Genomic DNA, 25,644 nt, shown 5'->3' with positions numbered 1-25,644 from the left:
CTTCATCTCGTCGATGAAGCCCTTCACGATGAACGCGATGACGAGCACGACGACGATGGCTGCGATGACCCAGATGAGCGTCATCGGAACCGTCAGGCCGAATAACGTCATGGCGACCCCCTTCCTGCTTTCCGTACATCATTTTCACATGTTTCCTTCATATGGTACTGCAATGCTCGATGATTATGCAAACGGAAGCATGGCGTTACCGCCCTGAAATATTGGGAGCCGAGGACCCGATCCGCAGATGACCCGACCTACCCCAGACGGTCCTCGAGCGCCTTGTTGATGGTGCGCAGCGCCTTCACGCGCGCATGGAGCTTATCGGTCGATTCAAGGATGCGCCACGGCGCCGCCGGCGTCGACGTGAGGCGGAACATATCGTCGACCGCGGCGGCGTACTGCGGATGCTTGTCGCGATTGCGCCAGTCCTCGGGCGTGATCTTCCATTGCTTGGCAGGGTTGGCCTCGCGTTCCTCGAAGCGTCGCAGCTGCTCGTCGGGATCGACGGCCACCCAGAACTTCAGCAGGATGGCACCCCATTCCACCAGCTCGCGCTCGAATTCGTTGATCTCGTCGTAGGCGTGGAACACCTCTTCGGGCGATGCGAATCCCTCGACGCGCTCCACCAGGATGCGGCCGTACCAGCTGCGATCGTAGATACCGACGTGCCCGGCCTTGGGAAGGCGCGTCCAGTAACGCCATAGGAAAGGATGCATGAGCTCGGGCTTCGTCGGCGCGGCGGAAGGAAACACCGTGTAGCCGCGCGCGTCGATGGCCTGGGCCACGCGCTTGATGTTGCCGCCCTTGCCGGCCGCATCGTCGCCTTCGTAGACGATCATGAGCGGCACGCGGGCCCGATACATCTTGAGCTCGAGCTCGCCGAGGCGTTTCTGCTCCTCCTTGAGCGCCTTTGAGTAGTCCGCGCGTGCGAGGGAGAGGGTGTTGTCGACATCGGCCAGGCGCACCGGACGGTCGACCATCTTGAAACGCGAGTGACGAGGCGCGAAGGTCGCCTGCTCGGCCGCCTGGGCGCGCGCCGCCTCCAGCACGAGCGCGGATTCCTCGGCGCTGCGCGTGCGCGGGTCGGTCGCCTGGGCCAGGGCGCCTGCGCTGTTCTCGGCCGCCTTTCTCGCCGCGGCCGCGGCAGCGGGGTCCTCCTTGCGCGACAGGGCGCGCTCGAGCTCGGTCACGAGCGTGCGGGCGATGGTCAGGTTTGCCGTGCGCTTGTCCTCGCCGTTGACGAGCACCCAGTGCGCATGGTCCGCGTCGGTGAGCGAAAGCGTCTTGTCGAATTCCTCGTAGCGCGCGGCGTACTCGTCCTTGCCGGGAATCCCGCCGCCCTTGAGACGCCAGGAAGTGTCGGGGTTGTCGGCCAGCTTGCGCAGGCGGCGTTCCTGCTCCTTCTGGGAGATATGCACGAAGAACTTGACCACGACGTAGCCGTTGTCGGCGAGGATGCGTTCGAAGTCGCCGATCGATTCGACGGTTTCGCGCGCACGGGCCTGCGGGTCGTCGCCCTTGGCCATGAGCCGGCGCGCCGCAGCGTACCAGCCCTGCTCGTAGATCGTCATGCGGCCGCGCTCGCCCAGCGCGCCCCAGAACTCCTGCATGAACGGATAGAATCCGGTGACGCCGGGATGCTTCTCGCAGAATTCCCTATGGGCATGCACGTCGAAATCCGACAGCGTATGCACGTTCATGTAGCGCGCATCCAGGTTGTACGCCAGATCGCTGATACGGCTCCCCTTGCCCGCGCCCTTCCAGCCATCGAACATCACGACGGTGCCGATGCCGGCCTGCATCGCCTTCACCTGAAGGACGATGAGGCGGGCCATCAGGGCATCGTGTTCGGCCTTGTAGTCTTCCTTGGCCGTCTTATGATCGAGATCAACCTGTTCGAGCACGGATACGCTCCCTTCGCCGCGGGGCTGCGCGGGTTGCTGCCCTCCCCGGGGCCGAAGCGCCCCGGTACGGTTACTATAATACCCGTAACCAGAGCATCAGAGCTTTCCGCACCTCACGGAAGGAGATCACCCATGACCGGATCAACTCCTACGGACATGGACGAGAACCAGGTCGAAACCGACCCCGAAGCCCGTCCGAAGCGCAAGGCGAAAAAGAGGCCGCAGCGCCCTGCCCCGACGACCTATATGCAGAACCGAGAGCTTTCCTGGCTCGCGTTCAACCAGCGCGTGCTCGACCAGTCCGTCGATCCGAGCGTGCCGCTGCTCGAACGGCTGAAATTCCTCGCCATCTGGCGGTCGAACCTTGAAGAGTTCTTCATGGTGCGCGTCGGCAGCCTGCTCGACCTGGCGCTTGCCAAGACCGACGTCTACGACAGCAAGACGGGCATGACGCCGAACGAGCAGCTCGACGCCGTCTACGCCCGCGTGCGCGACCTGACGCCGCAGGCATCCAAGGACTTCCATGCCGTGCGTGCGCGCCTGGCGAACGCCGGCATCCGCCAGCTCTATCCCGACGAACTGTCGGCCGAACAGGCCGAGCAGGTGAAGGCGTATCTGGATGCCAACGTGCTGCCGCTCATATCGCCGCAGATCATAAACGCGACGCATCCCTTCCCCCATCTGGAGAACGGCGCGCTCTACATAGCCGTGCGCCTCGACGACGAGGCCGAGCTCGAGAAGACGAAGAAAGCCAGCAAGGCCGAACGCAAGGCGGCGCGGGCGAAGGCGGCCGAGAACGTCATCATGGGCATCATCCCCATGCCGAAGAACACCCAGCGCATCATCCCCATCAAGAGCAGCGATGGCGCGTTCACGTTCATCCTGCTCGAACATGCGCTCGAGCTGGTGGTGGAGGGCCTGTTCGGCATGTATCCCGTCAAGCACGCCAATGTGATCCAGGTCACGCGCAACGCCGACCTGGACGCGTACGAGGAAGCCGACGAGAACGACGAGGACTTCCGCACGCACATGAAGCGCATCATCAAGAAGCGCGCCCGCCTGGCCCCCGTGCGGCTGGAGAGCGAATACCCGCTTTCCGACATGACGCAGCGCGTGCTGGCCAAGCGCCTGAAGCTCAAGCGCAACCAGATCTACAGCATCGGGATGCCGCTCGACATGGGCTATGCGTTCGCGCTGCCGTCCCTGGTACCGGCCGACGTGCGCGAAGACCTGGTGGACGAGCCGGCATCGCCGCAGTGGCCCGCATCGGTGGTGCGCAACCGCTCCATCATCAACCAGGTGCAGCAGAAGGACATCCTGCTGTCGTACCCGTACGAGACGATGGACGCCTTCGTGCACCTGCTGCAGGAAGCCTCCGTCGACCCGAACGTCATCTCGATCAAGATCACGCTGTACCGCCTGGCCAGCCAATCGCGCCTGGCCGATGCGCTCATCACGGCCGCGGAGAACGGCAAGGACGTGACAGCGCTGTTCGAGCTGCGCGCACGCTTCGACGAAAACAACAACATCGAGTGGTCGCATCGCTTCGAACAGGCTGGATGCACGATCATCTACGGCTTCCACGACTTCAAGGTGCATAGCAAGATCTGCTCCATCACGCGCCGCACGCCCGAGGGGCTGCAATTCATCACGCAGCTCGGCACCGGCAACTACAACGAGAAGACCGCGAAGCTCTACACCGACTTCTCGCTCATCACCGCCGACCCCGTGTTCGGCCGCGATGCCGCGCTGTTCTTCCGCAGCATGCAGCTCGAATCGGTGTCGAAGGACTACCAGAAGCTCAGCGTGGCGCCGATCATGATCAAGCAGCGCCTTTGCGACCTGCTGGACGAGCAGATCGCCCTTGCGCGCGCCGGCAGGCCCGCGTGCGCGTACCTGAAGACGAACTCCGTGACCGACCGCGACATCATCGAGAAGATCGCCGAGGCCAGCCGTGCGGGCGTCGAGGTAACGATGCTCGTGCGCGGCATCTCATGCCTCGTGCCCGGCATTCCGGGCGAAACCGAGAACGTGCGCGTGGTCAGCGTGGTCGGACGCCTGCTCGAACATTCGCGCATCTACGTGTTCGGCGAGGGGGAAGGGCGCAAGGTGTTCCTCTCGAGCGCGGACCTCATGACTCGCAACCTGGATAAACGCGTCGAAATCATGTGGCCGGTGGAAGATCCGCAGGCTCGGAAAAGCGTCGTCGCGTACTTCCAGACGATGCTGTCCGACACGGCGAAGCTGCGCGAGCTTCTGCCCGATGGAACCTACACGCGCCTGGGGCACTTCCTGGGAACTGCCGAGGACGGCATGCCGAAGCGCCCGTTCGATGCTCAGGATCGCCTGATCAGAGATGCATACGTGGCCGCCGAGCATACGCTGCCGTCGGCAGCCTACGACTTCGCCCAGCGCCAGAAGCTGTCCACCCAGATCGAAGCCATGGCAGAAGAGGCGATGGACGACATGGTGACGAGAGACGAGCTCGATGCCGTGGCGCCTGTCGCGCATGAAGATGCGCGTGCAGCCGATGAGGATGCCGGAACTGCGGCAGCTCCTGATCATTCAGGCATTCCCGCTTGCTCGGCGAAGGCTGGGGCCGGAACGACGGCCGAGGCGGCAGCGGCCAGCGATCCGACGGATGCTCCTATTCATTCCGCAGCATCTGTTCAAGAAGCTCCCGTTCAACCGGAAGATCCCGCCCACGCACACCCTGCAGATCCTGACCGGGGCCTCTCGGAACCCGTACCCGGCGAACCCGTCGCGGCGACGCACGTGGAGATCGTTCCCATGCCTACCGGCTCCGGGGTGCATGGGCGCAAGCGCGGAGGCATCCTCGGATTCTTCTCTCGCCTGTTCAGGAAATAGGAATCGATCGCACTCGATACGATTGCACCCGATGCGCACGCAAGGCCCGAGGCGGATAATCCGCCTCGGGCCTTGCTTTCAACCTCGACAGAACACCTCGATCCAATAATCTGTATATAGAGAGCAGCCTCGGAAAGAACGTCGCTCCTCGAAAAATCCGAGGAGCGACTAGCGCACGAAGGGCCGCGCACCGGCGCGGCCCTTCGGTTCAATGCGCTATACGTGCGAGATGCACGAGGCTTAGTAGCCCATGCCTGCACCTGCGCCGGCAGCGCCGGCGAGAGCGGACAGGTCCGGACCCTCCTTCGGGATCTCGTTGACCGTGGCCTCGGTGATGAGGATGAGGCCCGCGACGGAAGCAGCTGCCTGCAGGGCGGTACGGGTGACCTTGACCGGATCGGACACGCCCATCTCGATCATGTTGCCATACACGCCGTTAGCGCAGTTCAAGCCTTCGCCAGCAGCCATGCCCTTGACCTTTTCGACCACGACGCTTCCTTCGTAGCCGGCGTTCTGGGCGATGGTGCGCAGCGGAGCCTCGACAGCCTTCGCGATGATCGCGACGCCGACCTCTTCGTCCTTATCCGCGCATTCGACCTTCTCAAGAGCGCCGAGGGCGTTGAGGAGCGCAACGCCGCCGCCCGGGATGACGCCTTCCTCGACGGCCGCGCGGGTCGCCTGCAGGGCGTCGTCGATGCGGCTCTTCTTCTCCTTGAGCTCGCTTTCGGTGGCTGCGCCGACGCGCAGGACGGCAACGCCGCCGGCGAGCTTGGCCAGGCGTTCCTGGAGCTTCTCGCGATCGAAGTCGCTCGTGGCGTTGTCCATCTCGACGCGGATCTGCTCGATGCGCTCGTTGATGGCGTCCTTGGAGCCTGCGCCGTCGATGATCGTGGTGTTGTCCTTGGTGATCTTGACGGTCTTGGCGGTGCCCAGCATATCGACGGTGGCATCGGCAAGGGACATGCCGAAGTCAGAAGCGATGACCTGGCCGCCGGTCACGACGGCGATGTCCTCGAGCATGCGCTTGCGGCGGTCGCCGAAGCCCGGAGCCTTGATGGCGGCGCAGTTGAAGGTGCCGCGCAGCTTGTTCAGCAGAATGGTGGCCAGAGCTTCGCCGTCGACGTCTTCAGCGATGAGGAGCAGCGTGCGACCGCTCTTCATGATCTGCTCGAGCAGCGGGACCATGTCCTGAATATTGGAGATCTTCTGGTCGGTGAGCAGGATGTAGGGATCCTTGAGCTCGGCGACCATGCGCTCCATGTCGGTGGCCATGTACGGGGAGATGTAGCCGCGGTCGAACTGCATGCCTTCCACGGTTTCGATCTCGAAGCCGAAGGTCTGGGACTCTTCGACACTGATGACGCCGTCGTTGCCGACGATTTCCATGGCTTCGGCGATCTTCTCGCCGATAACGGCGTCGCCGGAGGAGATGGTGCCGACGTTGGCGATCTGATCCTTGGAGGAAACGGGGATCGCGGTTTCCTTCAGCTCGGCGACCAGAGCCTCGGTGGCCTTGTCGATGCCGCGGCGGACGGCCAGCGGGTTGGCGCCGGCGATGACGTTGCGCAGGCCTTCCTCGACGATGACGTCGGTGAGCAGCGTGGCGGTGGTGGTGCCGTCGCCCGCGCCGTCGTTGGTCTTGGTGGCGGCTTCCATCACGAGCTGGGCGCCCATGTTCTCGACCGGATCGGGGAGCTCGATCTCCTTGGCGACGGTCACGCCGTCGTTGGTGACGGTGGGAGCGCCGTAGCTGCGGGAGAGAGCGACATAGCGGCCCTTGGGCCCGAGGGTGACCTTGACGGCTTCCGCAAGCTTGGAAACGCCGTCTGCAAGGGAGCCGCGAGCCTCGGAGTCGAATTTGATTTCTTTAGCCATTGAAATTCTTCCTTTCGCAGCCTTCGGGCTGCCTCAAAAGATGAACCGCTGCGCCAGGCTCGAGGAAAGAGGATCTGCCTTATCCCCTTCAACCTGGCGGCTGCATGGCCGCGTGCCACGAGTGACGCGACCGGCAGGATGCACGATTAGGCGGTGTAGACGGCCAGGATGTCGTCGGCGCGCAGGATCAGGACCTCTTCGCCATCAAGCGTGATGTCGGTTCCGCCGTACTTGCCGTACAGGACGCGATCGCCGGCCTTGACGGGAACGGGCACGAGCTTGCCGTCCTTGTCCAGCTTGCCCTCGCCCACGGCGACGACGATGCCGGTCTGCGGCTTCTCTTTGGAGGTGGATGCGATGAGCAGGCCCGCGGAAGTTGCGGATTCGGCTTCGTCGCGCTTCACGATGACGCGATCGCCCAGAGGCTTCAAATTCATGATCGATTGTCCTTTCTCCATGACTTGATACCCGAGTTGAATGAGTGCTAGCACTCGGCATGCCCGACTGCTAACGGTTCCCTATACTAGCAGCCAAGCCGTAACACGCAATGCCCAATTGAGAAAATCTAAGCGTGCGTCACTAAACGTTGACGGAGCGTCATCTTGGCGAAGCGAGTGGCATGCATATCGCCAGATTCACGGAGGAACGGAAGCGGTGAAACGCGGGAAGAGATGGTCGCGGACAGCTTGAGCTCATGTACTCGAACCTGAAGGTACGAGCTTGCACATTTTCTGACCTGTGGAAACTCTTCTGATCCCACTTTTACTCGAACCTACTCGAACCTTCTCATGCCATAGTACTGCGACGGGTCGTTGGCACTCGAACCATGCCATTCGATAAATCCCTTGCTCACAAGGCCTTTAAGCGTGGGCCTAGATACCTTCACGCTTCTCCCGAGAAGCCCCGATAGTTCTCCGACAGTGATTCGACCCTTTGCATACACGTACTGCATGGCAGCAAGCTCATACTCATTGAGCGACTCGAAAGCTGCCTGTCCGATATTGCTTGTAAGAGCATCCTGACTTCTCAATACCCGTGATGTAATGCTATTTTCAAGCGTCAACTGCACTGACGCGTCATTTTTACGACATGACCGCCTGTGCGAACAGATATCCGACGACACCTCCCAGCATCGCGCAGACCAAGACTCGAAGCGCGGTATTGCGCAGGCGGTTCTTGCGAGCACGCACGCTTGTGGGATTGTCGCGGTCAACGGGGTCGCCTTTGATGAAGGAGACGATTTCCCGATAGGTCACGAGATCCTGGTCTCTTTTGATCCTGTCGATCCGCCAGAAGAACGAGCATCCGATTCCAAAGGATAGAAGCCAGATGATGGCGGATGGGATCATGCCCCATCCCCAAAACATGGTTCCTCCTGCAAGCAGGACCACGGAAGCGGCAAGGAACACCACGCCCGTCCATGACAGGATCGTGAGCTTCTTCGCAAGATCCTTATTCCCAATGATTTCTTCCATGGCCGTCACGTCTCCTTTGATCAAGCTATCCACCGATACGTCGAAGGTCGCCGACAACAGCAGCAGGCTCTGCACGTCTGGGTAGGTCTTGTCGTTCTCCCAATTGGAAATGGTCTGGCGCGAGACGTATATTCTCGACGCCAAATCGTCTTGAGACAAATCGTTCTCGGACCTTAGGCGCTTTATCTGTCCTGCAAGTTCCATGTGGCTCCCTTCGACGCCTCGAAGGATGAGACGTTTCGTGGGATGCTACCATCAAAAGGTATTGGCAAGACCGCGCCTGGCCTCATCGCATAGCGTCAACGGTCTTTGACAGGTAAGAAGTTCCCTATGATTCATGCTCTGCACCTCAACGACGGCCGCCGCGGCTCCAAACGCGACTCCCTCGGGCGCACCGTCGTCCTCCTCGTGTTCCTTGCCCTCCTCGCAAGCATGGCGGCCTCCGGCTGCGCGCATGGCGGTGCGACGTCGATGGATTCCGGAGCCTTGGGGACCATGACTTGGGATGAAATCGAGGCAGCCGCGCACGATATAGCATCTGCGTCCGATGAGGAGGATGCCTTGGCGCGTGCGGCCTCGTACGGCTTCGTCAATGAAGATGGGTCTATCGCTGAGGGCACGAAATCCATCGCGCTCGATTCCGGGGAGACGATCGCGGTCCGCGTCGCCGACGTCTACCACGATGACAAATCCGATGGATCGGGGAAAGCCGGCATCACCTTCCTTGCGACAACGGCCGTGGGACCGCATGGCATGAATGCCGGACCGTCGAATGCAGGCGGCTGGGAGAAGAGCGAGGCGCGCGCATGGCTGGCAAACGAGGTGCTTCCCTCGTTTCCTGACGACCTGGAAAAAGCCATCACGCCCGTTGAGAAGACGACGAACAACCTCGGCAACGCCGATGCCGCGAACCCAAGCGCATCCTTGAGCGCGACGGACGATGCGCTCTGGATTCCTTCCGCCGCTGAAATCTGGGGGCAGGACATCGTATGGTTCACCGACGACCAGGCTTGGTGCAACGATGTGCTCGCCGAGGAAGGCAGCCAGTATCGGCTCTTCGCGCAAGCGGGCATCAACGCGGGCGGCATCGTCGTGGACACCGACGATGCGCAGGCGTTCAGCCACGAGACCGGCCGCGACGCCTCGGCGCCAACCGAGCTGCTCGCTCGCACGTTTCCCGACGGCGAGAAGCAATGCGATTGGTGGACGCGCAGCTCGCGTGCGAGCGACGATGTGTACTACGTCGGCGTTTACAAAGATGGATCGGCGAACCCCTATGGATTCCTCGGCAACTACGATGCCGGCATCGTGATCGGATTCTGCATCTGAGGACCGCCGATGACATGCGCCTGTACGGCTATCGCGATGTTGAACGACTGGATCAGCCGCTTTGACCGAACGTTTTGCAAGACTTCGACCAGACAATATGGAAACGCTAGCCCGCGGAGACAAACTGCTTGACCTGCGCTCGGGGCGATCCTGCACTCGGGGCGATCCTGCACTCGGGGCGATCCTGCGCCACACGGTTCGTGCGGACAGCCATGGCGTAAGCCCAATCCACCCGCACTGCCGATTTTGCAGAGCTTAGTGGGATTTTGAAAGTCGTTTTTCGAAATCGAGAGCCATTTTCGTTGCAAGAACAACAAAATACCCCTTCAAAAGACTTCGTCGCGGGATCGAATACCCCCTAACCTAGGAAAAACTGTCAGTTGGGCGAAGATCGGCTTCTATTTTTCGTAAAGCACTGATTTTTTGACAATGCATGCACGTTTTTCGATAACACGTGCGCATTTTCGATAACGCATGCGCGGTGTCCACGCATGCGGCACCGGTGTCGCGCATGAAAACATTCAACGGATCGCGCGACGGCAACCAAACTCTCATCACATTGATAAGCCTTTCTCGCAACGATTTCGCGTTGTTCGAACACCCATTGATGCTCTAATCACTTTTTATCGCCTTAAAAAGTGATTAGAAACAGCTCCGACGCTCTAACAACTTTTTAGCGTCGCAAGATGCCGCTAAACGCATGCGGATCGTCCTCGCCTCACAGAAGGAAGCGCCCGGCGCGTGTGGGGCGGCGCAGGCGAGAGCATGATGCGCACGCAATCCATTCCTATCGAGCCCGACGCGCGAATAAGAGCATAGCGAACTGCGATCCATTCCTACCGAACTCAGCGCCTGACCGAAGGCATGGCGAACTGCGATCCGTTTCCATCGAGCCCGACGCACGAACGAATGCCCGGCACGCAGGCGAACGCATGGCGTACGCGCGCGGGACGGCCTAGGCGAGAAGCGGCACCATAGCGCGCCGCGATCCATTCCTATCGAGCCCGACGCACGGACGCAAACGCGCTTCGCACCGCCGGACCGATCTCGCGATACGAAAACACGTTCCCATACAGGCTCAGCGGAAGCGTGCAGAGAAACGAGATCGCCGCCGCAACGGCGAACCAGCCCGCACCGATGGGGCCGAACGCCTCGAGGCCGAGCAAACACGCTGCGATCGGGCAGTTCGCCGCAGCAGTCATTCCCGCGACAAGCCCCACGACGGCACCGAATCCCGGATCGATGCCGAAAACGTCCCCGAGAAAGCATCCGCAGGTCGCGCCGATGCACATGGTCGGCATGATTTCCCCGCCTTTGAAGCCGAATGCGAGCAGGAACGCCGTGAACGCGAGCTTTCCCAAGAAGTACGGATCGGTCACACCGCCTGCGAACGCGGCGGTCACGTAATCCATGCCCGTACCCGAAAACACCCGCATGCCGGGCAGCGACAGCACCATCACGGCCGCGATCGTCCCGCCGATCACGAGGGGAAGCCACATGGGAACCGGCAGCGCCGCCACAGCCGCGCGCCCCCGCACCACGATGAAGCAGAAGAACGCCCCCGCCGCAGTGCTGCCGAGCACGACCAGCAAGAATGCCGGAGTCTGCGCAAGCGCCGGCAGCGATCCTGCAACGACGGCCGATCCAAGACCGGAAAACCCCACGAGCTTCGCGCATCCGTCGCCGGCGAACGCCGATGCGACGACGACGCCGAGCCCCCTGATGCCGCACGAATGGTTGCGCATGAGCTCGATCGAAAGCAGCGCCGAAGCGAGCGGCATGCCCAAAAGGACGCCGAGCGCACCGGCCATGCCGCACGACGCAAGCGTGACCAGCTGCTTCTTATCGACCCTGAACAGGCGGCGCATGATAGACGCCACCGCGGAGCTCATCTGCAGCGCGCCCGCCTCCTTGCCGACCGAACCGCCGCAGAGGATGGTCATGCAGGTGCCGAGGAAGATGGCGGGCATGAGCGTCACGGGAAGTTCGTCGGGAACCGCCGTGTCGCTCAATCTGCGCATACCCCCGAAGAATCCCCGGTCAACGTCGGATGCGTCCGATCGCTTCCCGGATGCGGCATGATAGCCCCAGAGGCGGGATTCCGAAGAAGGCACGCCCGGCACTGCGGGATTCGGCGCGGATGCCTCGCCTGCCGACGTGCGCGCCTCCCCTGCCGGAGCGAACGCGACCGACGCTCTGCCGGACACCACGTCGTCAGACATCGATTCGCTCACGCCATGCCTGACACCCGGTTCTCCTACAGCGGCCGATCGATCGCCCGCACTCCCGTCAACCGCCATCTCGCACGCGTCGCGATCGGCGTTCGCCTCCCCTGCGCCGATCTCTCCCGCTCCCGCGGATTCACGCCTCAGCGATTCGATGGCCACGCCCGTCGCCATGCCGAACGGCACGTGCATGAGGCGATAGAACAGATAGGTTTCGAGCCCGACCAGGGGAAGCAGAACGGCAACATGTTCCGTCTCAGAGAAAACCCAGCTCGATGCATCGACGGCGAAGGAAAACGCGAGCGCGAGGGCGGTGGAGGCGGCGACCGTCGCCGCAACGGCGCCGACGAATGCGGACGTCCTCCCCTTCATGCGTCTTCCCTCCTTCCCGCCCGCAGCCGCCGAAGGCACGCAGGCTCGTCCGTCCGAACAGCCGGCAGCGCGAACGCGACCGGCAACCGCAAAAGGCAAGCGGACTCCGTCCCGTGAGACGAAGCCCGCCCAACGAACGCTCCCCATGCTTTTCGAGAACCGCCGCTTCGCCGTCGAGACGCCTAGCCGGCGCGCTTCCCCAACGACTTCTCCGCCGCAACCGTGAACGCATCCAAAAACGTACGGACTTCGTCCTCGGTCGTGTCCCGGCATAGGCTCACACGGTAGGTATAGCGCCAATGCGTCACGGGGAACCCCGCGAGCCGCAACGTCAACGGATGCTTCACACGCCAGGTGCCTTCGGGCACGTCGGCGCGGGACGTCGAGCAGGCCGTGCTCGCGGAGATGCAGATACCCTGCTCGTCAAGCATTCTGATGACCTGGCTGTTGCTCGTGCCGGGAATCGAGAAGCTGACGATGTAGGGGCTGCTGTCGTCGCGCGCATTCACGCAGAGCCCGTCGAAGCGCTCGGCCAGCCCCTCGAGGATCATGCGCTTCAGAGCGGATACGCGCTTGAAGGACGCCTCCCGATCCGCGCAGGTGATTCGCGCCGCTTCGGCGAACCCGACGATCAGAGGGACGGCCTGCGTCCCCGAGCGGAGTCCGGATTCCTGACCGCCGCCGGCAGCCGTGGTGAACAGCGTCGTGCCCCGCCGCACGTACAGCGCGCCGATTCCCTTGGGACCTCCGATCTTATGGCTGCAAAACGACATCAGGTCGACCCCGAGGTCGTCCACCTGCACATCAAGCTTGCCGAACGCCTGAACCGCATCCGTGTGCACGAGCGGATACGAGGCGCTCGCTGCGTCGGAATCGGTCCCGCGACGCGCCATGGCATGTTCGTGGCACAGGGCGGCGACCTCCTTGATAGGGAACCGATACCCGAGCTCGCTCTGCACGCTCATGACGGTGACCAGGGCGACGTCGTCACGCTCCGAGAGCAGCCGTCCGAGCGTATCCAGATCGAGATCGCCCTTGACGGCATCAAGATGCTCCGTCCGCCAGCCGTCGCGGCGCAGGTTGCGCACCGTCTTCGTGACCGATGGGTGCTCCAAGGCCGACGTGATGACCGACCCTTTCCCTTCCATGCGCTCGAAAGCCAGACACGACCCCGTGATGGCGAGGTTGTTCGATTCCGTGCCGCCGGACGTGAAATACATCTCGTCGGGATGGGCGCCGATCAGCTCGGCCAACGTCTCGCGGCTTTCCTCCATGAGTCGCTTGGCCTGCCGACCGACGCCGTGAATCGAGGACGGATTGCCGAACGTGCGCTCCATAGCATCGGCCATGACGGCGCACACGCGTGGGTAGGGCCTGGTCGTCGCTGCGTTATCAAGATATATGACGCGTTGGTCGCTCACGGCGCCCCCTTGCTGCCGCCCCTCCGCTTATTTGTCGCTCTTGACCGCGCGGTTGATCGCCCAGAAGGCGAGACCTACGAGCGCGCCGCCGACGATATTGCCGAGCGTGGCGAAGCAGAGGTTGGTCATGACGCCGCCCAGAGTGACGAGGCCGGCATCGCCGATGCCCGTGGTGTTCAGGAGCAGGCCCATGGGCAGGAAGGACATGTTGGCGACGCAGTGCTCGAATCCTGCGGCGACGAAGGCGGAAATGGGCAGAAGGACGCCGAGCACCTTGTCAGCGACCGTGCGCGCGGAAAACGCGACCCAAACGGCCAGGCACACGAACACATTGCACATGATGCCCTTGAAGAAGATGGTCGCCGGAGCGAGCGCGACCTTGCCCGCAGCCACGTTCACCATGGCCTCTCCGACTCCGCCGCCGCCGAGCGCAGGCGTGGCGGCGAGATAGATGAGCGCCACCGCGATCAGGGAACCGACCAGATTGCCGATCCAGACGATGACCCAGTTCTTGAGCAGCGGTCCGATGCCGATCTTCTTGTCGACGAGCGCGCAGACCATAAGCGAATTGCCGGTGAACAGCTCGACGCCGGTGCAGACGACGAGCACGAGGCCCAAGCAGAAGCAGATGCCGCCTACGATGCGCTGCGCGGCGAAGGGCATGGCCGGATCGCCGAGGAAGACGCAGAAGTACAGGCCGCCGAACGCGATGAAGGCGCCGGCGAGCATGGCCGAGATGAACATGCGGCCCGGCAGCATCTTCGTTTTTCCGACTCCGATTCCCACGGCTTTCGCAAGCGTGGCGACCGGCGAAAGAGCATCGGGCTTCAACGCATCGAGTTCTTTGTTCTCCATGATTACTCCCCTAGAATCGAATGGATCGCTTACCTAGACTCACGAGCTCCCGCGAACATCGCGAAGTCGGCTCCGGCCGCAACCCAGTCGTATACGAACCGGACGGCCTTCATGACCTCGGGCGTCAGCGGGTTGAAGAACGAGGTGTCCTGCGGCTGGATCCCGACGAACAGAATCTCGTCGCAACACGCCTCGAGCTGCCCCAAAAGGAACGTGATGGGAAGGGAATGCGTGGTGATGAGGGCTTGCGTCGCAACCTCCTCGGGCGTGATGGCGCGCACCGACCCGGGCTCGAGCCCCATGTCGGCCGCATCCACGAGCACGAGGCGCTTCGGATGCGCCCGACGGATCAGGACGAGGTCGTCCTCAGGCGTCTGCCCGCCGTCGATGACGCTCCACCCCTCGATGGGATCCTCCTCGCACAGTTGCGTGAGCATCGGGCCTGCGGCGTCGTCGCCGCGCAGGACGCTTCCGACGGTGAACAGGACCTGATTCCCCACGTTCACGAGACCACCTCCCTGACCATCACATAGACCGACGGCTCCTCGCGCACGATGCGAAGCTGCTCGAGGAAGAGCCCGACGTAGCGGGCGACCTCCTCATCCGCAGCCGATGCAAGCGGCTCGAGCGCGTCGATCACGATGTCGACCTGCGCCTTGCCGAGCTCTATCTCGGAATGGCGCATGACCCCCTCGAGCTTGTAGCGCGCCTCTCCCTCAGGAAGCGCGGCGCAGATGCGCTCGAATACCTCGACCGGCATGCTCAGCACGCACTCGAAGCAATCGATGACGCCGGTATGATGCCCGACCGAAAGCGTGTAGTACAGAACGTCCTTCGCGTCGTCGGGCACCGATTGCGCACTGTCCACGAACTTCCTCACCAGGCGATGGACGCGCACCGTCCGCGCCTGAGCATGCTCAGGCGCAAGGTCGGTCCCGTTGTTGCGCGCAAGGCTCATCCGATCACCTTTTTAAGCAGAAGCTCTTTGAGGTCGGCGTAGACTTCGGCGCGACGCGGGTCGTCGGTGCCGGCGATAAGATCGTCGACCGAGGCGATCACGCTGCCGTTCGAAGACGAAAGCGCTTTCAGGAAATCATCGGCGAGGTCGTGACCCTGCAGATACCCGCTCATAAGACGTGCCTCGTGCTCGATTTCCGTACGAAGGGCGTACGGGATGTCCGCATAGGCCAGGCGCGCAAGCTCGCCGGGAGCCTCGATGGTCTCCTTATGATGCAGTTTCTGGCCCAGCATGCCGAGCGTCATCGCGAAGCCGTAGATGGTCTGGGCCGGCGACGGCGGACACCCGGGGATGTAGACATCTACCGGAAGGATCTGGTCGGTGCCGCCCCACACGCAGTAGTTGTCGTGGAAGATGCCGCCGGTGCAGCCGCAGGCGCCGTAGGACACGACGAGCTTCGGATCGGGAGCCCCTTCGTAGGCGCGCATGGCCGGCAGGCGCATGGCGCGCGTGACGGCGCCGGTGAATACCAGGATGTCCGCATGACGGGGACTCGGGGTGTTCTTGATACCGAAGCGTTCGGCGTCGAAGACCGGCGTGATGGTCGCGAAGATCTCGATCTCGCACGCGTTGCATCCGCCGCAGTCGACGCGGTAGATGTAGACGGAGCGCTTGATGTCGTTGAGCAGCGCGGCCTTGGCCTTCTGTATGCTCTCGTCGAGCTCTATCCTGGTAGGAATGGCCTGCAGGCGCTCGGGCACCTGCTCGAGTACGGTATGCATGTCCTACCTCCCCCCTTCGATGCGCGAAACCGCCTGGGCCGCCTTGGCATCCATGGTCCGCTTGCACGTAGGACACACCCTCAGCTTCGCCAGGGACGCGTCAAGCTCTTCTCCGGCGATGCCGGAAATGTTCTTCAACAGGCCCTCCGCGTAGGCGACCTGCTTGCGCGGCGCGAACGGCTTGCCGCACGCCACGCAGTGCTCGAGCAGATAGGTGCTGCTCTCCTCGAGGTCTTCCGCCGCCATGACCGCGAGCTCGAACTCGTTGCCGAGCTTGATCGCGTCGAAGGGGCAGACCTCTTCGCAACGGCCGCAGAAGATGCAGCGACCGTAGTTGATGTTCCACGCGATGGTGCCGGCGCTTTCGTCCACCGTCATCTGAATGGCGTTGGGCGGGCACGCCGATGCGCACGCGGCGCAGGCGATGCACTGCTTCTCGTCGTGCTCGGGCTTGCCTCGAAAGCCGTACGGCAGATCCATCGGCACCGCCGGGTACTGGGTGGTCGCATTGCCCGTTTTCAGGGCGTTGATCAAGGTTTTCAGCATGGCCGTCTCCTTAATCCTTCAACGGCGAATGAGCCCTGTCGCGGCAGTAGAACTCGAGATCGCTCTTGGTCAAGACCTTGGAGGTCTGCTTCTTCACATCCACCACGGTCACGCGGTCGGTGCAGGAATAGCAGGGATCGAGGCTGCCGACGATGAGCGCGGCATCCGAGACCGTGTTCCCCCTGAACATGCTGCGCAGGACGGGCCAGTTGCTGTAGGTGGCCGCTTTGGCACGCCAGCGGTAGCATTTCTGATTATCCCCAACCATGGCCCAGTGCACGTCCTCGCCGCGCGGCGCCTCGGCGACCGCCACGCCGAACCGATGCGGCGTGTAGGTCCAATCCTCGGTGAGGATCGGGCCTGACGGTGCGTTGGTGAGCAGCTCCTCGATCATATCGAGGCTGTCGAAGAACTCCCCGACACGCACGAGCGTGCGGCTCTGGACATCGCATCCGGTCTGGAACTGGGGCTTCCAGTCTTTCAGATGCGTGTAGCCATCGAAGGGATGATGGTGGCGCGCATCGCGGGCGAAGCCGCTGCCGCGGACCAGCGGGCCGACGGGGCTGTAGTCGCGCGCGACCTTCGGGTCCAAGATGCCGATGCCCTTGGTGCGGGAATCGAAGTTCGGGGTGCCCAGAAGCTCCTCGACCAGGCTCTTGACCTCGGCACGCAGCTCATGGACGAGCTGCAGGGTGCCGGCCTGCTCTTTCAAGATGTCGCGGCGGACGCCGCCGATGAGGTTCAGGCCGTAGGTCTTGCGGTGGCCGGTGATGCGTTCGGCCAGATCCATCGACTTCTCGCGCGCACGGAAGAAATGGTTGAATCCCGTGTCGAAGCCGCAGTAGTGGCACACGAGGCCGATGTTGAGCAGGTGCGAGTGCAGGCGTTCGACCTCGAGCACGATCGAGCGGATGTACTGGGCGCGCAGAGGGACCTGGATGCCCTGGGCGTTCTCCACGGCCTCGGCGTACGCGACCGAATGGGCGCAGCCGCAGATGCCGCAGATGCGGTCGGCGAAGAACGTGACGGCATCGTAGTTCAGGCGCTGCTCGGCGCACTTCTCCATGCCGCGATGCACGTAGAACAGGCGGTAGTCCGCATCCACGATGGTCTCGCCCTCGACGAACAGGCGGAAGTGGCCCGGCTCGTCGGACGTGATGTGCAGCGGCCCCATCGGGACGACCGTGGTCTCGCGATCTCCGGTCTCGCGCAGGAACTCGTAGGTTTCCATCTCCGATGCGAGCTTCGGACGATGGCGGTAGTCCATGCTGTCCTTGCGCAGCGGATACAGGCCTTCCGGCCAGTCGTCCGGCAGGACCAGGCGACGGTTGTCGATGATGCCGATCGCGCGCAGCCCGAACATATCGTAGACCTCGCGCTCGCTCCATACCGCGGCGGGAACCCGCGGCGTGACGCTGGGGTATTCGCCCGGTTCGGGAGGAACCTCGACGCGCACGGTCAGGAAGCACCGATCCTCATCCTCCATGGACAGGATGTAGTACAGCGCATAATTGCCGTTGAGCGGGCGTTCGTCGTTGCCGACCATGACCGGCATCCAGCCGCCGCGATCGTAGTAGAGGAATTCCACCACGTCAGGCAGCATATCGAGCTTCACGGTCACGCAGAGCTGATCCTCGCCCTGCCAGCTCGCGTCGACAACCGATCCTGGAAAACGATTCCGCACGGCTTCGACGTGGGTCTCGCCGATACGGAGCTCCTTCTTGTTCTTCATGACCCCCTACCTTTCGACCTTCATGCCTGCGGAGGCGCCATCGGTCTGGCTGAACAGAATGTTCACGACGGGAGTCTCGTGCAGCGCCTCGGTGCTGGATTGCGTGACGATCCCCGTTGCGTCCTCGACGCACTGCAGCATGGGCTGCGGGGCGGCGACGCCGAACCACAGAAGCGTGACGGCCAGGATGACTTCGGGAACCAGGGCGGCGACGCCGACGTCGCCCTTCTTGATATGGTCGGGAACCTTGCCGAAGACGGCTGCGGTGACGACGTGGGCGCAGGCGGCGACCACGATGGTGAGCGCGATCACGAAGATCGCGAGGACGATCCACCGCCCGTCCATGACGCCCGCCGTGATGCCTGTGATCTCAGACACGAACATCGCGAAGGGCGGGAAGCCGGCCAGGGCGAAGAAGCCCATCGCCAGCAGCACGCCGGTCGCCGGCATGGCCTTGAGCACGCCGCTGATCTCGTTGAGGTCGCGCGTGCCGTACTTCATGAGCACGTTGCCGGACAGGCAGAACAGGAAGGACTTGGTCAGGCCGTGGGTCACGCAGTGCAGCAGCGCAGCCGCGATGCCGAGCGGGCCGCCGAAGCCCAGGAACAGGGCCACGATACCGATGTTCTCGACGGAGTGGTAGGCCAGCTTGCGCTTGAGGTCGTCCTGAGAGAAGACCGACAGAGCCGCCATGGCGACCGACAGGATGCCGATGACCAGCATCACCATCTTCGGGAATGCGTCTCCCAAAGCCGCGCATGCGAGAATGTAGTAACGGATGATGAGCAGCATGGCGCACTTGAGCAGAACGCCGGACAGCAGGCCGGACACGGGACTCGGCGCCTCGGAATGGGCATCGGGCAGCCAGGTATGCATCGGGAACAGGCCCGCCTTGGTGCCGAAGCCGATCGTCGCGAAGACGAACGCCAGCGCCACGGTCAGCGTGTCGAACCGGTCGGCATAGGGAAGGATCGCGGTCCAGTAGATGGCCTGGGTCGGATCGGGCAGGATGCTCGCGGCGTTCGCATAGATGAGCACGGTGCCGTACAGACCGAACGCGACGCCCGAAGTGCAGACGATGGCGTACTTCCAGGCGGCTTCGAGCGAAGGCTTCACGTCGTAGGCGCCCACCAGGAAGATGGTCGACAGCGTCGTGGCCTCGACGGCGATCCACATCATGAAGATGTTGTTGGACAGCGCCGCCACGAGCATCGTGAAGATGAACAGGCTGAAGAACAGGTAGAACTGCTTCACCTTGCGCGGCTCCATGGCGCCGCGCTGCACATCGTGCCTGATGTAGGGAATCGCATACAGGCCGGTCATGCAGCCGATGAATCCGATGAGGCCCACGAAGATGCAGGACAGCTGGTCAAGGCGGAACCACTCGCCCATGGCGGCGGCGGTCTCGCCCGAATCCACGACGCCCGCGATGGACACGAAGCTCAGAACCAGAACCGCGACGACATCGATGCCGTGCAGCGCCTCGTAGGCCGGGATGAGGCCTTCCTTCGAGGGAAGGATGGCGATGATGACGCCCGCGACGAGCGGCACGAGCATCAGGATGATCAATAGTTCACCAGTCATGGTCCTAACCTTTCAATTCAGTCAGGTCGTCGGCGTTCACCGTGTGGGCGACGCCGTACAGGCGGTATGCCAGGACCGAGAGGATAATCACCGCGAAGAACGCGTCGGTGGCGACGCCGATCTCGACGAGCGCCGGCGCATTGGACGCAAGCAGGGCGAGCGTCAGGTGCGAGCCGTTCTCCATAAGGCAGTAGCCGAAGATCTGCTTCACGACGTTACGTTGCGTGATGATGCAGGTCAGACCGATGAAGAAGTGCGCAAGCGAAATGGCCAGCGCAGGCTTGACCTCGACGGCCGCCGGAAGGTCGATATTCTGGACCGCGATGAAGCAGATGGCGACCTCGACGGCGACCAGCACGATCGCCTTGGTTGCCGTGAGCTTCGGCTCGAGTTCGGACCCTGCGTCGGCGATCTTCCGCGAAAGGAAGATGATGACGCTCGGCACCACGACGACCTTCGTGACGAAGGCCGTCACGGACCATTCGTACAGTTCGACCGACCCCGTCGTGACGGCGAGGGCCAGGAAGCAGCCGATGAGGACCAGGGACTGAACGATGTAGCCGTATGCCGCCTTGCGAGGCGCCTTTTCCAGCACGATCACGAGCGACGTGATGATGAGGAACGCGCCGAGGATGTTCACTATGGTAAATCCGTCCATGTTCCCCCTCCTAACCAAGCCACGCCGCAGCGATGAAGCTGGAGCAGACGGTCATGACCAACAGAACGACGAAGGCGACCACCATGGCCCGAGGCACGGGCTGGGCGGCGGCGACGGTCTCGGAAGGCTCGCCGAAGAGCACGGAGCCGATCCACTTGAGGAACCAGGCGAAGCAGCCCACGGTCTCGAGCAGGGCGATGACCACGATGACCATCAGCGCAGGATGCCCGCTGTTCGCAGCGGTGATGAAGCCGCCGGCGAAGATGAGCGTCTTGCTGAAGAAGCCGTTCATGGGCGGGACGCCCGCGATGGCCAGCGCGGCGAACGCGAACGCGACGCCGAGCAGCGGCTGCTTCTTGAGCACGCCGCGCAGCTGCGGAAGCATGCGGGTGCCCAGCGTGTAGCTGAACGCGCCTGCCGTCAGGAAGAACAGGGTCTTCGCGAAGGCGTGGTTGAAGATGTGGGCGATGCCGCCCTCGAGGGCGATGCCGCTGCCGAACGCGTAGAAGCCGAACGCCAGGAAGATGTACGACAGCTGGCTGATGGTCGAGAAGGCCAGCAGGCGCTTCATGTCGGTCTGAGGCAGGTACATGATGAAGCTGAAGATGCAGGTGATGATCGCACCGATGACGATGACCCAACCCACGGCCTCGGGGATGGCGCCCGCGCTCATGAGCTCGCGGGCCAGCACCGCGACGCCGACCTTGACCATGGATGCGCCATGGAGGTAGGCGGACACGGGCGTCGGCGCCTCCATGGCGGAGGGCAGCCACATGTAGAACGGCAGCTGCGCCGACTTCGCCCAGGCGGCGAAGATGACGCCGAGCAGGATGAAGGTCTTCCACCCTTCGCCCAGCTGAGCGATGTCGACGACCGAGAACGATCCGGTCTGCAGGAAGAGCGCGCCGGTCGCCACGTACAGGCCCAGAGAGCCGATATGGGTCAGGATGAGCGCCTTCATGGCGGACTTGCGCGCGGTCGGCGTGTCGTAGTAGCCGATCAGGGCCCAAGAGCATGCACCGGTGATCTCGAAGAACATCAGCTGGCCGATCAACGTCGAGCTGAAGACCAGGCCCGCCATGGCACCGATGAACACGGTGAAGAACGCATAGAAGCGGCGGCGGGGCTTATCGGGATGCTCGCGGTTGCCTTCGTTCAGGTAGCCGACCGAGTAGATCGAGATAAGCAGGCCGATGCTCACGAACGCGGTCGCAAGCATGACGCTGACCTTGTCGATGGTGAGCCCCATGATCTCGACGCCGCCGATGACGGCGAGCGTGACATGCGCGCTATCCGCGCCCGACGCGCCGAGACCGATCCAGGTCATGATCGCGCACAGCGTGGAGATGCCGGCGGCCGCGATGCAGATGGCCTTCGCCGCAGGCCTCGGGCACACGACGATGGCAAGCGAGGCGACGAAGGGCACGAGTATGGAGGCGATTGCCAGCATGGCGAGATTACATACCATTCTCAAGCACCTCCCTTAGATTCCGAGGGCGCAGAAGACGAAGGCCAGGACGGCGATGCCGACGACGGCCCAGGTCTGCTTGCCCATGAACTTGAAGCGGACACGTGCGACGAGGTTTTCCACGACGAGAATCACGAGGAACACGACAGCCATCTTGACCAGGTACACGACCAGGCCGAGAGCCATGGCCGGCACCGTCATCTCGACGGCGCTGCCGAACGGCAGGAAAATCGCGAGGAACCAACTGACCACGAGGATCTGCTTCATGGTCATGGCGACCTTGATCATGCCCAGAGACGGGCCGGAGTACTCGGAAAGAGGTCCTTCCTGCAGCTCCTGCTCGGCTTCCGCCACGTCGTACGGAAGCTTGCCGAGTTCGATGTAGCAGGCGACGGCGAACGCGACGCCCGCGACGGTCACGCCGACGGGAGATGCGACCTGCAGAGATCCGATCATCTCTCCCATGGTGCCCACATTGGTGGTGCCGAGGATCATGGCGGTGGCGAACAGCGCCAGCATCATGGAAGGCTCCACCAGGATGCCCACGATGAGCTCGCGGATGCCGCCGATCGAGGCGTAGTTGCCCGAACGGTCGACGCCGGCCAAGCCGAAGAAGAAGCGCGGCAGGGCGAGCAGGTAGATGATCAGGATGATGTCGCCCAGCACCGGGATCGGACAGGCACGGGTCGCCATCGGCATGCCCATGGCGAGCACGAAGCAGACGCCGACGTACAGGACGGGCATGTAGCGCGATACGAACGTCGAGCTTTCGGTGCGGACGTCGTCACGCTTGAACAGCTTGATGATGTCGTAGTAGTCCTGGAAGATCGAAGGGCCCTTGCGCGTATGGATCTTCGCGCGCAGCCAACGACCGATACCAGAGGTCAAAGGCGCAAGGAGCATCAGGAGCAACGCCTGGAGGATCGCAACGACGATACTCATTATGCGGCACCTCCCATCAAAGCGACGGTCGCGATGAGCAGAGCCACCAGAGCGACGACGATGTAGACGATATAGAGGCGGGAGTCGCCGGCCTCGATGCGCTGCGAGAGCTTCGCGATGCGGTCGACGAATGCGGCGACGGGATCGACGAGGCGCTTATCGCCCACCGTTTCCGCAACCTTGGCTCCGCCGACGAGCGATTCGAACGCCTTGACGAACTTCGGGGACGTGCCCACGAGCGCGCCGCGCGCGGCATACAGCGGGCCCATGACCCACTTGACCTCGGACGCGAATGTGGTCGCGATGACCGGCATGTCACCTTCGGATTTATATCCGCAGGCCCAGGGGTCGCGACGGACCGAAGAGCCGCCCTTCGCGAACATCGAGCGGATCCCCAAGGCCACGAACACGGCCGCGATCAGAAGAACGGCGACCAGCGGCGTGGAAATGACGCTGTCGGTGATGCCGTTGGTGACCGCAGCGCCGCTCGCGACCGCGACGGCGCTTCCGCCGAGAACGGATGCCGCGACGCCCTCGAGCACGGGCGCGCAGAGAGGTGCGCCCAGACCGAGGAAGATGCAGACGATGGATAGGATGACCATGGAAGCCGTCATGGAGGCGGGAACTTCCTTGGCCTTAAGCGCCGCGTCAGAACGGCCGACGCCCAGGAACGTGACGCCGTAGGCCTTGACGAAGCAGGTCACGGCAAGCGCGCCGGTGACGGCGAGCGCCACGGCCGCGAAGGCGGCGAAGGCCTTGATCATAGTTCCGCCCATGAAGGCCGCGCTGAACATGGCCTGATAGGTGAACCATTCGGACACGAAGCCGTTCAGCGGCGGAATGGCCGAGATGGCCAGACTGCCGATAAGGAAGCACATGGCCGTGACGGGCATGGCGTGGATAAGCCCGCCCATCTTCTCCATGTTGCGCGTGCCCGTGGAGTACAGCACGGAGCCGGCGCCCAGGAAGAGCAGGCCCTTGAACATCGCGTGGTTGAGCATGTGGTAGATGCCCGCCAGAAGCGCGAGGCCGGCAAGCGCGGGCTGGTCCATCGCGACGCCGACGAAGGCGAGGCCGACGCCCAGCAGGATGATGCCGATGTTCTCGACGGAGTGGTAGGCCAGAAGCTTCTTGATGTCATGCTCGCCCAGCGCGTAGACGACGCCGAGCACCGAGGAGACGGCGCCGACGATGAGGACCAGCAGGCCCCACCACAGCATGCAGTCGGTGCCGGACAGCAGGTCGAGCCCGACCTTGATGATGCCGAAGACGCCGATCTTGATCATGCCGCCGGACATGAGCGCGGACACGTTGGAAGGCGCCGCGGGATGCGCCTGGGGCAGCCAGGAATGGAAGGGCACCATGCCGGCCTTGCAGCCGAAGCCGAAGAACGCCAGCACGAACGCGAGGGACCCGAGAGCAGGACCGAAATCGTGGACGCGATAGGCGGCGAACTCGAAGCTGCCGGTCTGGGACGCCATGATGAAATACGAAATCATGATCATCAGGAAGCCTACATGCGCCATGACCAGGTACATGAAGCCGCCCTTGATGGACTGCTTCTTCTGCTCGACGACGACCAGGAAATACGAGGTCAACGACATGAGCTCGAAGAAGACCAGGAACCAGAACGCGTTATCGGCGACCACCAGCACGTTCATGGACGCGATGAAGAGGTTCATGAACAGGCCCATGGCCCCCAGGCCGTTTTCCTTGTACTCGTCGAAGTAGGAAAGGCCGTACAGGAACGCCGCGAACGCGAGGACGTTGATGATCGCCAGCAGAAGGCCGGCGATCGGATTGAGCAGCAGGGTGAAGTCGGCGAAGGAGAACGGCGTCGCGACGGACAGACACGCCCCCTGGCCGATAACGCCTTGGAAGCCGGCGAGGACGGCGAGCAGCGCCGATCCCATGCCGAACAGGCACGCGACGACCTTGGCCGCATGGGCGCTCTTGCCCAGGAACAGGGCGAGGAAGCCGCCGATGACGGAGACCGCGATCGAGGCGAGCAGGATTGTCATACTCATCTTTGAGCCCCCATCCTCGTGAAGTCATGCGCGTACTGGTCGCTCGCTTCCGCGGCGACGGCGCGCTCCAGGCGCAACGTTGACTTGACCGCAGCCTCGTCGACGTAGCTCAGAGCGTTGGTCGCGCATGCCTTGACGCAATGAGGACCTTCGGAATCGAAGGAACATAGGTCGCACTTGACGGCCCTGGTGGTGATGCCTTCCTCCCATTGCAGCATCTCGCCGCGGGAAGAGGGGAAGGTGGGCGTGTCGTACTTCATGCCGGCAACGCCCGCGAGAGAGGTGCCCGAAGGATGGATCGCACCGAACGGGCAGACGACGGCGCACATCTTGCACCCGACGCACGTCTGCTCGTTGATGTGGATCGAACCGTTCTCGTTGGTGATTGCCCTGACGGGGCATACCTGCATGCAGGGAGCCCCGTCGCAATGATGGCAGGTGACCGCCGCCGACACATCCCTCGTCATGACCAGAGCCAGACGGGGGGCCGCTTGCAGCCCGGCCTTCTGATGGCCTTCGCTGCAAGCAGCCTGACACGTTCCACAGCCTATGCATCGATATGTGTTTATAACGATGTAGCCATTCATGTCGTTCCTCTTTATGTCGTTACCGTCCCGGAT

General features: G+C 62.9%; 20 protein-coding genes and 1 pseudogene. 2 read left to right on the top strand and 19 right to left on the bottom strand.

From position 1 onward, the window contains the following. Positions 1-257: 257 nt before the first annotated feature. Positions 258-1,907 carry a polyphosphate--AMP phosphotransferase gene (locus HMPREF1155_RS03430; RefSeq protein ID WP_006362256.1) on the bottom strand — a complete coding sequence of 550 codons (1,650 nt, stop codon included), beginning with the start codon at positions 1,905-1,907 and terminating at the stop codon, positions 258-260. A 132-nt stretch (positions 1,908-2,039) separates the two neighbouring features. Here HMPREF1155_RS03430 and ppk1 point away from each other — a divergent pair, with 132 nt between their 5' ends. Continuing rightward, a complete protein-coding gene (ppk1, locus tag HMPREF1155_RS03425; RefSeq protein ID WP_009077162.1) occupies positions 2,040-4,775 on the top strand; it encodes a polyphosphate kinase 1 in 2,736 nt (911 codons plus the stop codon). Between the two features lie 240 nt (positions 4,776-5,015). Here ppk1 and groL read toward each other — a convergent pair whose 3' ends face one another. From groL to HMPREF1155_RS03410, 3 genes are all read right to left on the bottom strand, one after another. Beyond that, complete coding sequence (gene groL / locus HMPREF1155_RS03420; RefSeq protein ID WP_009077465.1) at positions 5,016-6,650, bottom strand: chaperonin GroEL; 1,635 nt, start codon at positions 6,648-6,650, stop codon at positions 5,016-5,018. A 146-nt stretch (positions 6,651-6,796) separates the two neighbouring features. Further along, on the bottom strand, positions 6,797-7,087 hold the full coding sequence (groES, locus tag HMPREF1155_RS03415) for a co-chaperone GroES (RefSeq protein ID WP_009077294.1): 291 nt from the start codon (positions 7,085-7,087) through the stop codon (positions 6,797-6,799). A 645-nt stretch (positions 7,088-7,732) separates the two neighbouring features. Next, the gene (locus HMPREF1155_RS03410; protein ID WP_009077432.1) at positions 7,733-8,329 is read right to left on the bottom strand and encodes a helix-turn-helix transcriptional regulator; all 597 of its coding nucleotides are present in this window, start codon (positions 8,327-8,329) and stop codon (positions 7,733-7,735) included. A 126-nt stretch (positions 8,330-8,455) separates the two neighbouring features. Between HMPREF1155_RS03410 and HMPREF1155_RS03405 the strand changes: the two genes are divergently transcribed. Beyond that, the gene (locus tag HMPREF1155_RS03405; protein ID WP_009077366.1) at positions 8,456-9,454 is read left to right on the top strand and encodes a DUF6273 domain-containing protein; all 999 of its coding nucleotides are present in this window, start codon (positions 8,456-8,458) and stop codon (positions 9,452-9,454) included. 995 nt (positions 9,455-10,449) lie between these two features. Here HMPREF1155_RS03405 and HMPREF1155_RS03400 read toward each other — a convergent pair. From HMPREF1155_RS03400 to HMPREF1155_RS09180, 15 genes and pseudogenes are all read right to left on the bottom strand, one after another. Beyond that, positions 10,450-12,051, bottom strand: coding sequence for a chloride channel protein (locus tag HMPREF1155_RS03400; protein ID WP_009077517.1), 1,602 nt, complete (start codon positions 12,049-12,051; stop codon positions 10,450-10,452). Between the two features lie 182 nt (positions 12,052-12,233). After that, positions 12,234-13,472 carry a cysteine desulfurase family protein gene (locus HMPREF1155_RS03395; protein WP_238319082.1) on the bottom strand — a complete coding sequence of 413 codons (1,239 nt, stop codon included), beginning with the start codon at positions 13,470-13,472 and terminating at the stop codon, positions 12,234-12,236. Positions 13,473-13,499: 27 nt separating this feature from the next. Beyond that, positions 13,500-14,327, bottom strand: coding sequence for a formate/nitrite transporter family protein (locus tag HMPREF1155_RS03390; RefSeq protein WP_009077344.1), 828 nt, complete (start codon positions 14,325-14,327; stop codon positions 13,500-13,502). Positions 14,328-14,356: 29 nt separating this feature from the next. Next, on the bottom strand, positions 14,357-14,833 hold the full coding sequence (gene hycI, locus HMPREF1155_RS03385; protein ID WP_009077117.1) for a hydrogenase maturation peptidase HycI: 477 nt from the start codon (positions 14,831-14,833) through the stop codon (positions 14,357-14,359). Next, on the bottom strand, positions 14,830-15,285 hold the full coding sequence (locus HMPREF1155_RS03380) for a formate hydrogenlyase maturation HycH family protein (protein ID WP_009077151.1): 456 nt from the start codon (positions 15,283-15,285) through the stop codon (positions 14,830-14,832). Before HMPREF1155_RS03380 ends, hycI begins: the two co-directional genes overlap by 4 nt. Then, entirely contained in the window at positions 15,282-16,067 is a 786-nt protein-coding gene (locus tag HMPREF1155_RS03375) for an NADH-quinone oxidoreductase subunit B family protein (protein ID WP_006362268.1), read from the bottom strand. Before HMPREF1155_RS03375 ends, HMPREF1155_RS03380 begins: the two co-directional genes overlap by 4 nt. Positions 16,068-16,070: 3 nt before the next feature. Further along, complete coding sequence (locus HMPREF1155_RS03370) at positions 16,071-16,613, bottom strand: formate hydrogenlyase complex iron-sulfur subunit (RefSeq protein WP_009077108.1); 543 nt, start codon at positions 16,611-16,613, stop codon at positions 16,071-16,073. A 10-nt stretch (positions 16,614-16,623) separates the two neighbouring features. Further along, on the bottom strand, positions 16,624-18,345 hold the full coding sequence (locus tag HMPREF1155_RS03365; RefSeq protein ID WP_009077323.1) for an NADH-quinone oxidoreductase subunit C: 1,722 nt from the start codon (positions 18,343-18,345) through the stop codon (positions 16,624-16,626). Positions 18,346-18,351: 6 nt separating this feature from the next. After that, positions 18,352-19,929, bottom strand: a complete 1,578-nt coding sequence (locus tag HMPREF1155_RS03360; protein ID WP_009077089.1) for a hydrogenase 4 subunit F — start codon at positions 19,927-19,929, stop codon at positions 18,352-18,354. A 4-nt stretch (positions 19,930-19,933) separates the two neighbouring features. Then, positions 19,934-20,587, bottom strand: a complete 654-nt coding sequence (gene hyfE / locus HMPREF1155_RS03355; RefSeq protein WP_006362272.1) for a hydrogenase 4 membrane subunit — start codon at positions 20,585-20,587, stop codon at positions 19,934-19,936. Positions 20,588-20,597: 10 nt separating this feature from the next. Further along, on the bottom strand, positions 20,598-22,055 hold the full coding sequence (locus HMPREF1155_RS03350; RefSeq protein ID WP_009077530.1) for a hydrogenase 4 subunit D: 1,458 nt from the start codon (positions 22,053-22,055) through the stop codon (positions 20,598-20,600). 15 nt (positions 22,056-22,070) lie between these two features. Next, positions 22,071-22,997 carry a respiratory chain complex I subunit 1 family protein gene (locus tag HMPREF1155_RS03345; protein ID WP_006362275.1) on the bottom strand — a complete coding sequence of 309 codons (927 nt, stop codon included), beginning with the start codon at positions 22,995-22,997 and terminating at the stop codon, positions 22,071-22,073. Next, positions 22,997-25,024, bottom strand: a complete 2,028-nt coding sequence (gene hyfB, locus HMPREF1155_RS03340) for a hydrogenase 4 subunit B (RefSeq protein ID WP_039993268.1) — start codon at positions 25,022-25,024, stop codon at positions 22,997-22,999. The genes HMPREF1155_RS03345 and hyfB overlap by 1 nt, the downstream gene beginning before the upstream one ends. Then, on the bottom strand, positions 25,021-25,491 hold the full coding sequence (locus HMPREF1155_RS03335; RefSeq protein ID WP_155999128.1) for a 4Fe-4S dicluster domain-containing protein: 471 nt from the start codon (positions 25,489-25,491) through the stop codon (positions 25,021-25,023). Before HMPREF1155_RS03335 ends, hyfB begins: the two co-directional genes overlap by 4 nt. Positions 25,492-25,545: 54 nt before the next feature. Continuing rightward, a pseudogene (locus tag HMPREF1155_RS09180) lies at positions 25,546-25,611 on the bottom strand (4Fe-4S binding protein); the annotation flags it as partial. Positions 25,612-25,644 lie beyond the last annotated feature (33 nt).

Origin of the sequence: Slackia sp. CM382, from assembly GCF_000293015.1 — a bacterium.
GTDB lineage: Bacteria > Actinomycetota > Coriobacteriia > Coriobacteriales > Eggerthellaceae > Slackia > Slackia exigua.
The sequence above is the reverse complement of the archived record's forward strand: the minus strand, read 5'-3'. Positions and strand labels throughout refer to the sequence as shown.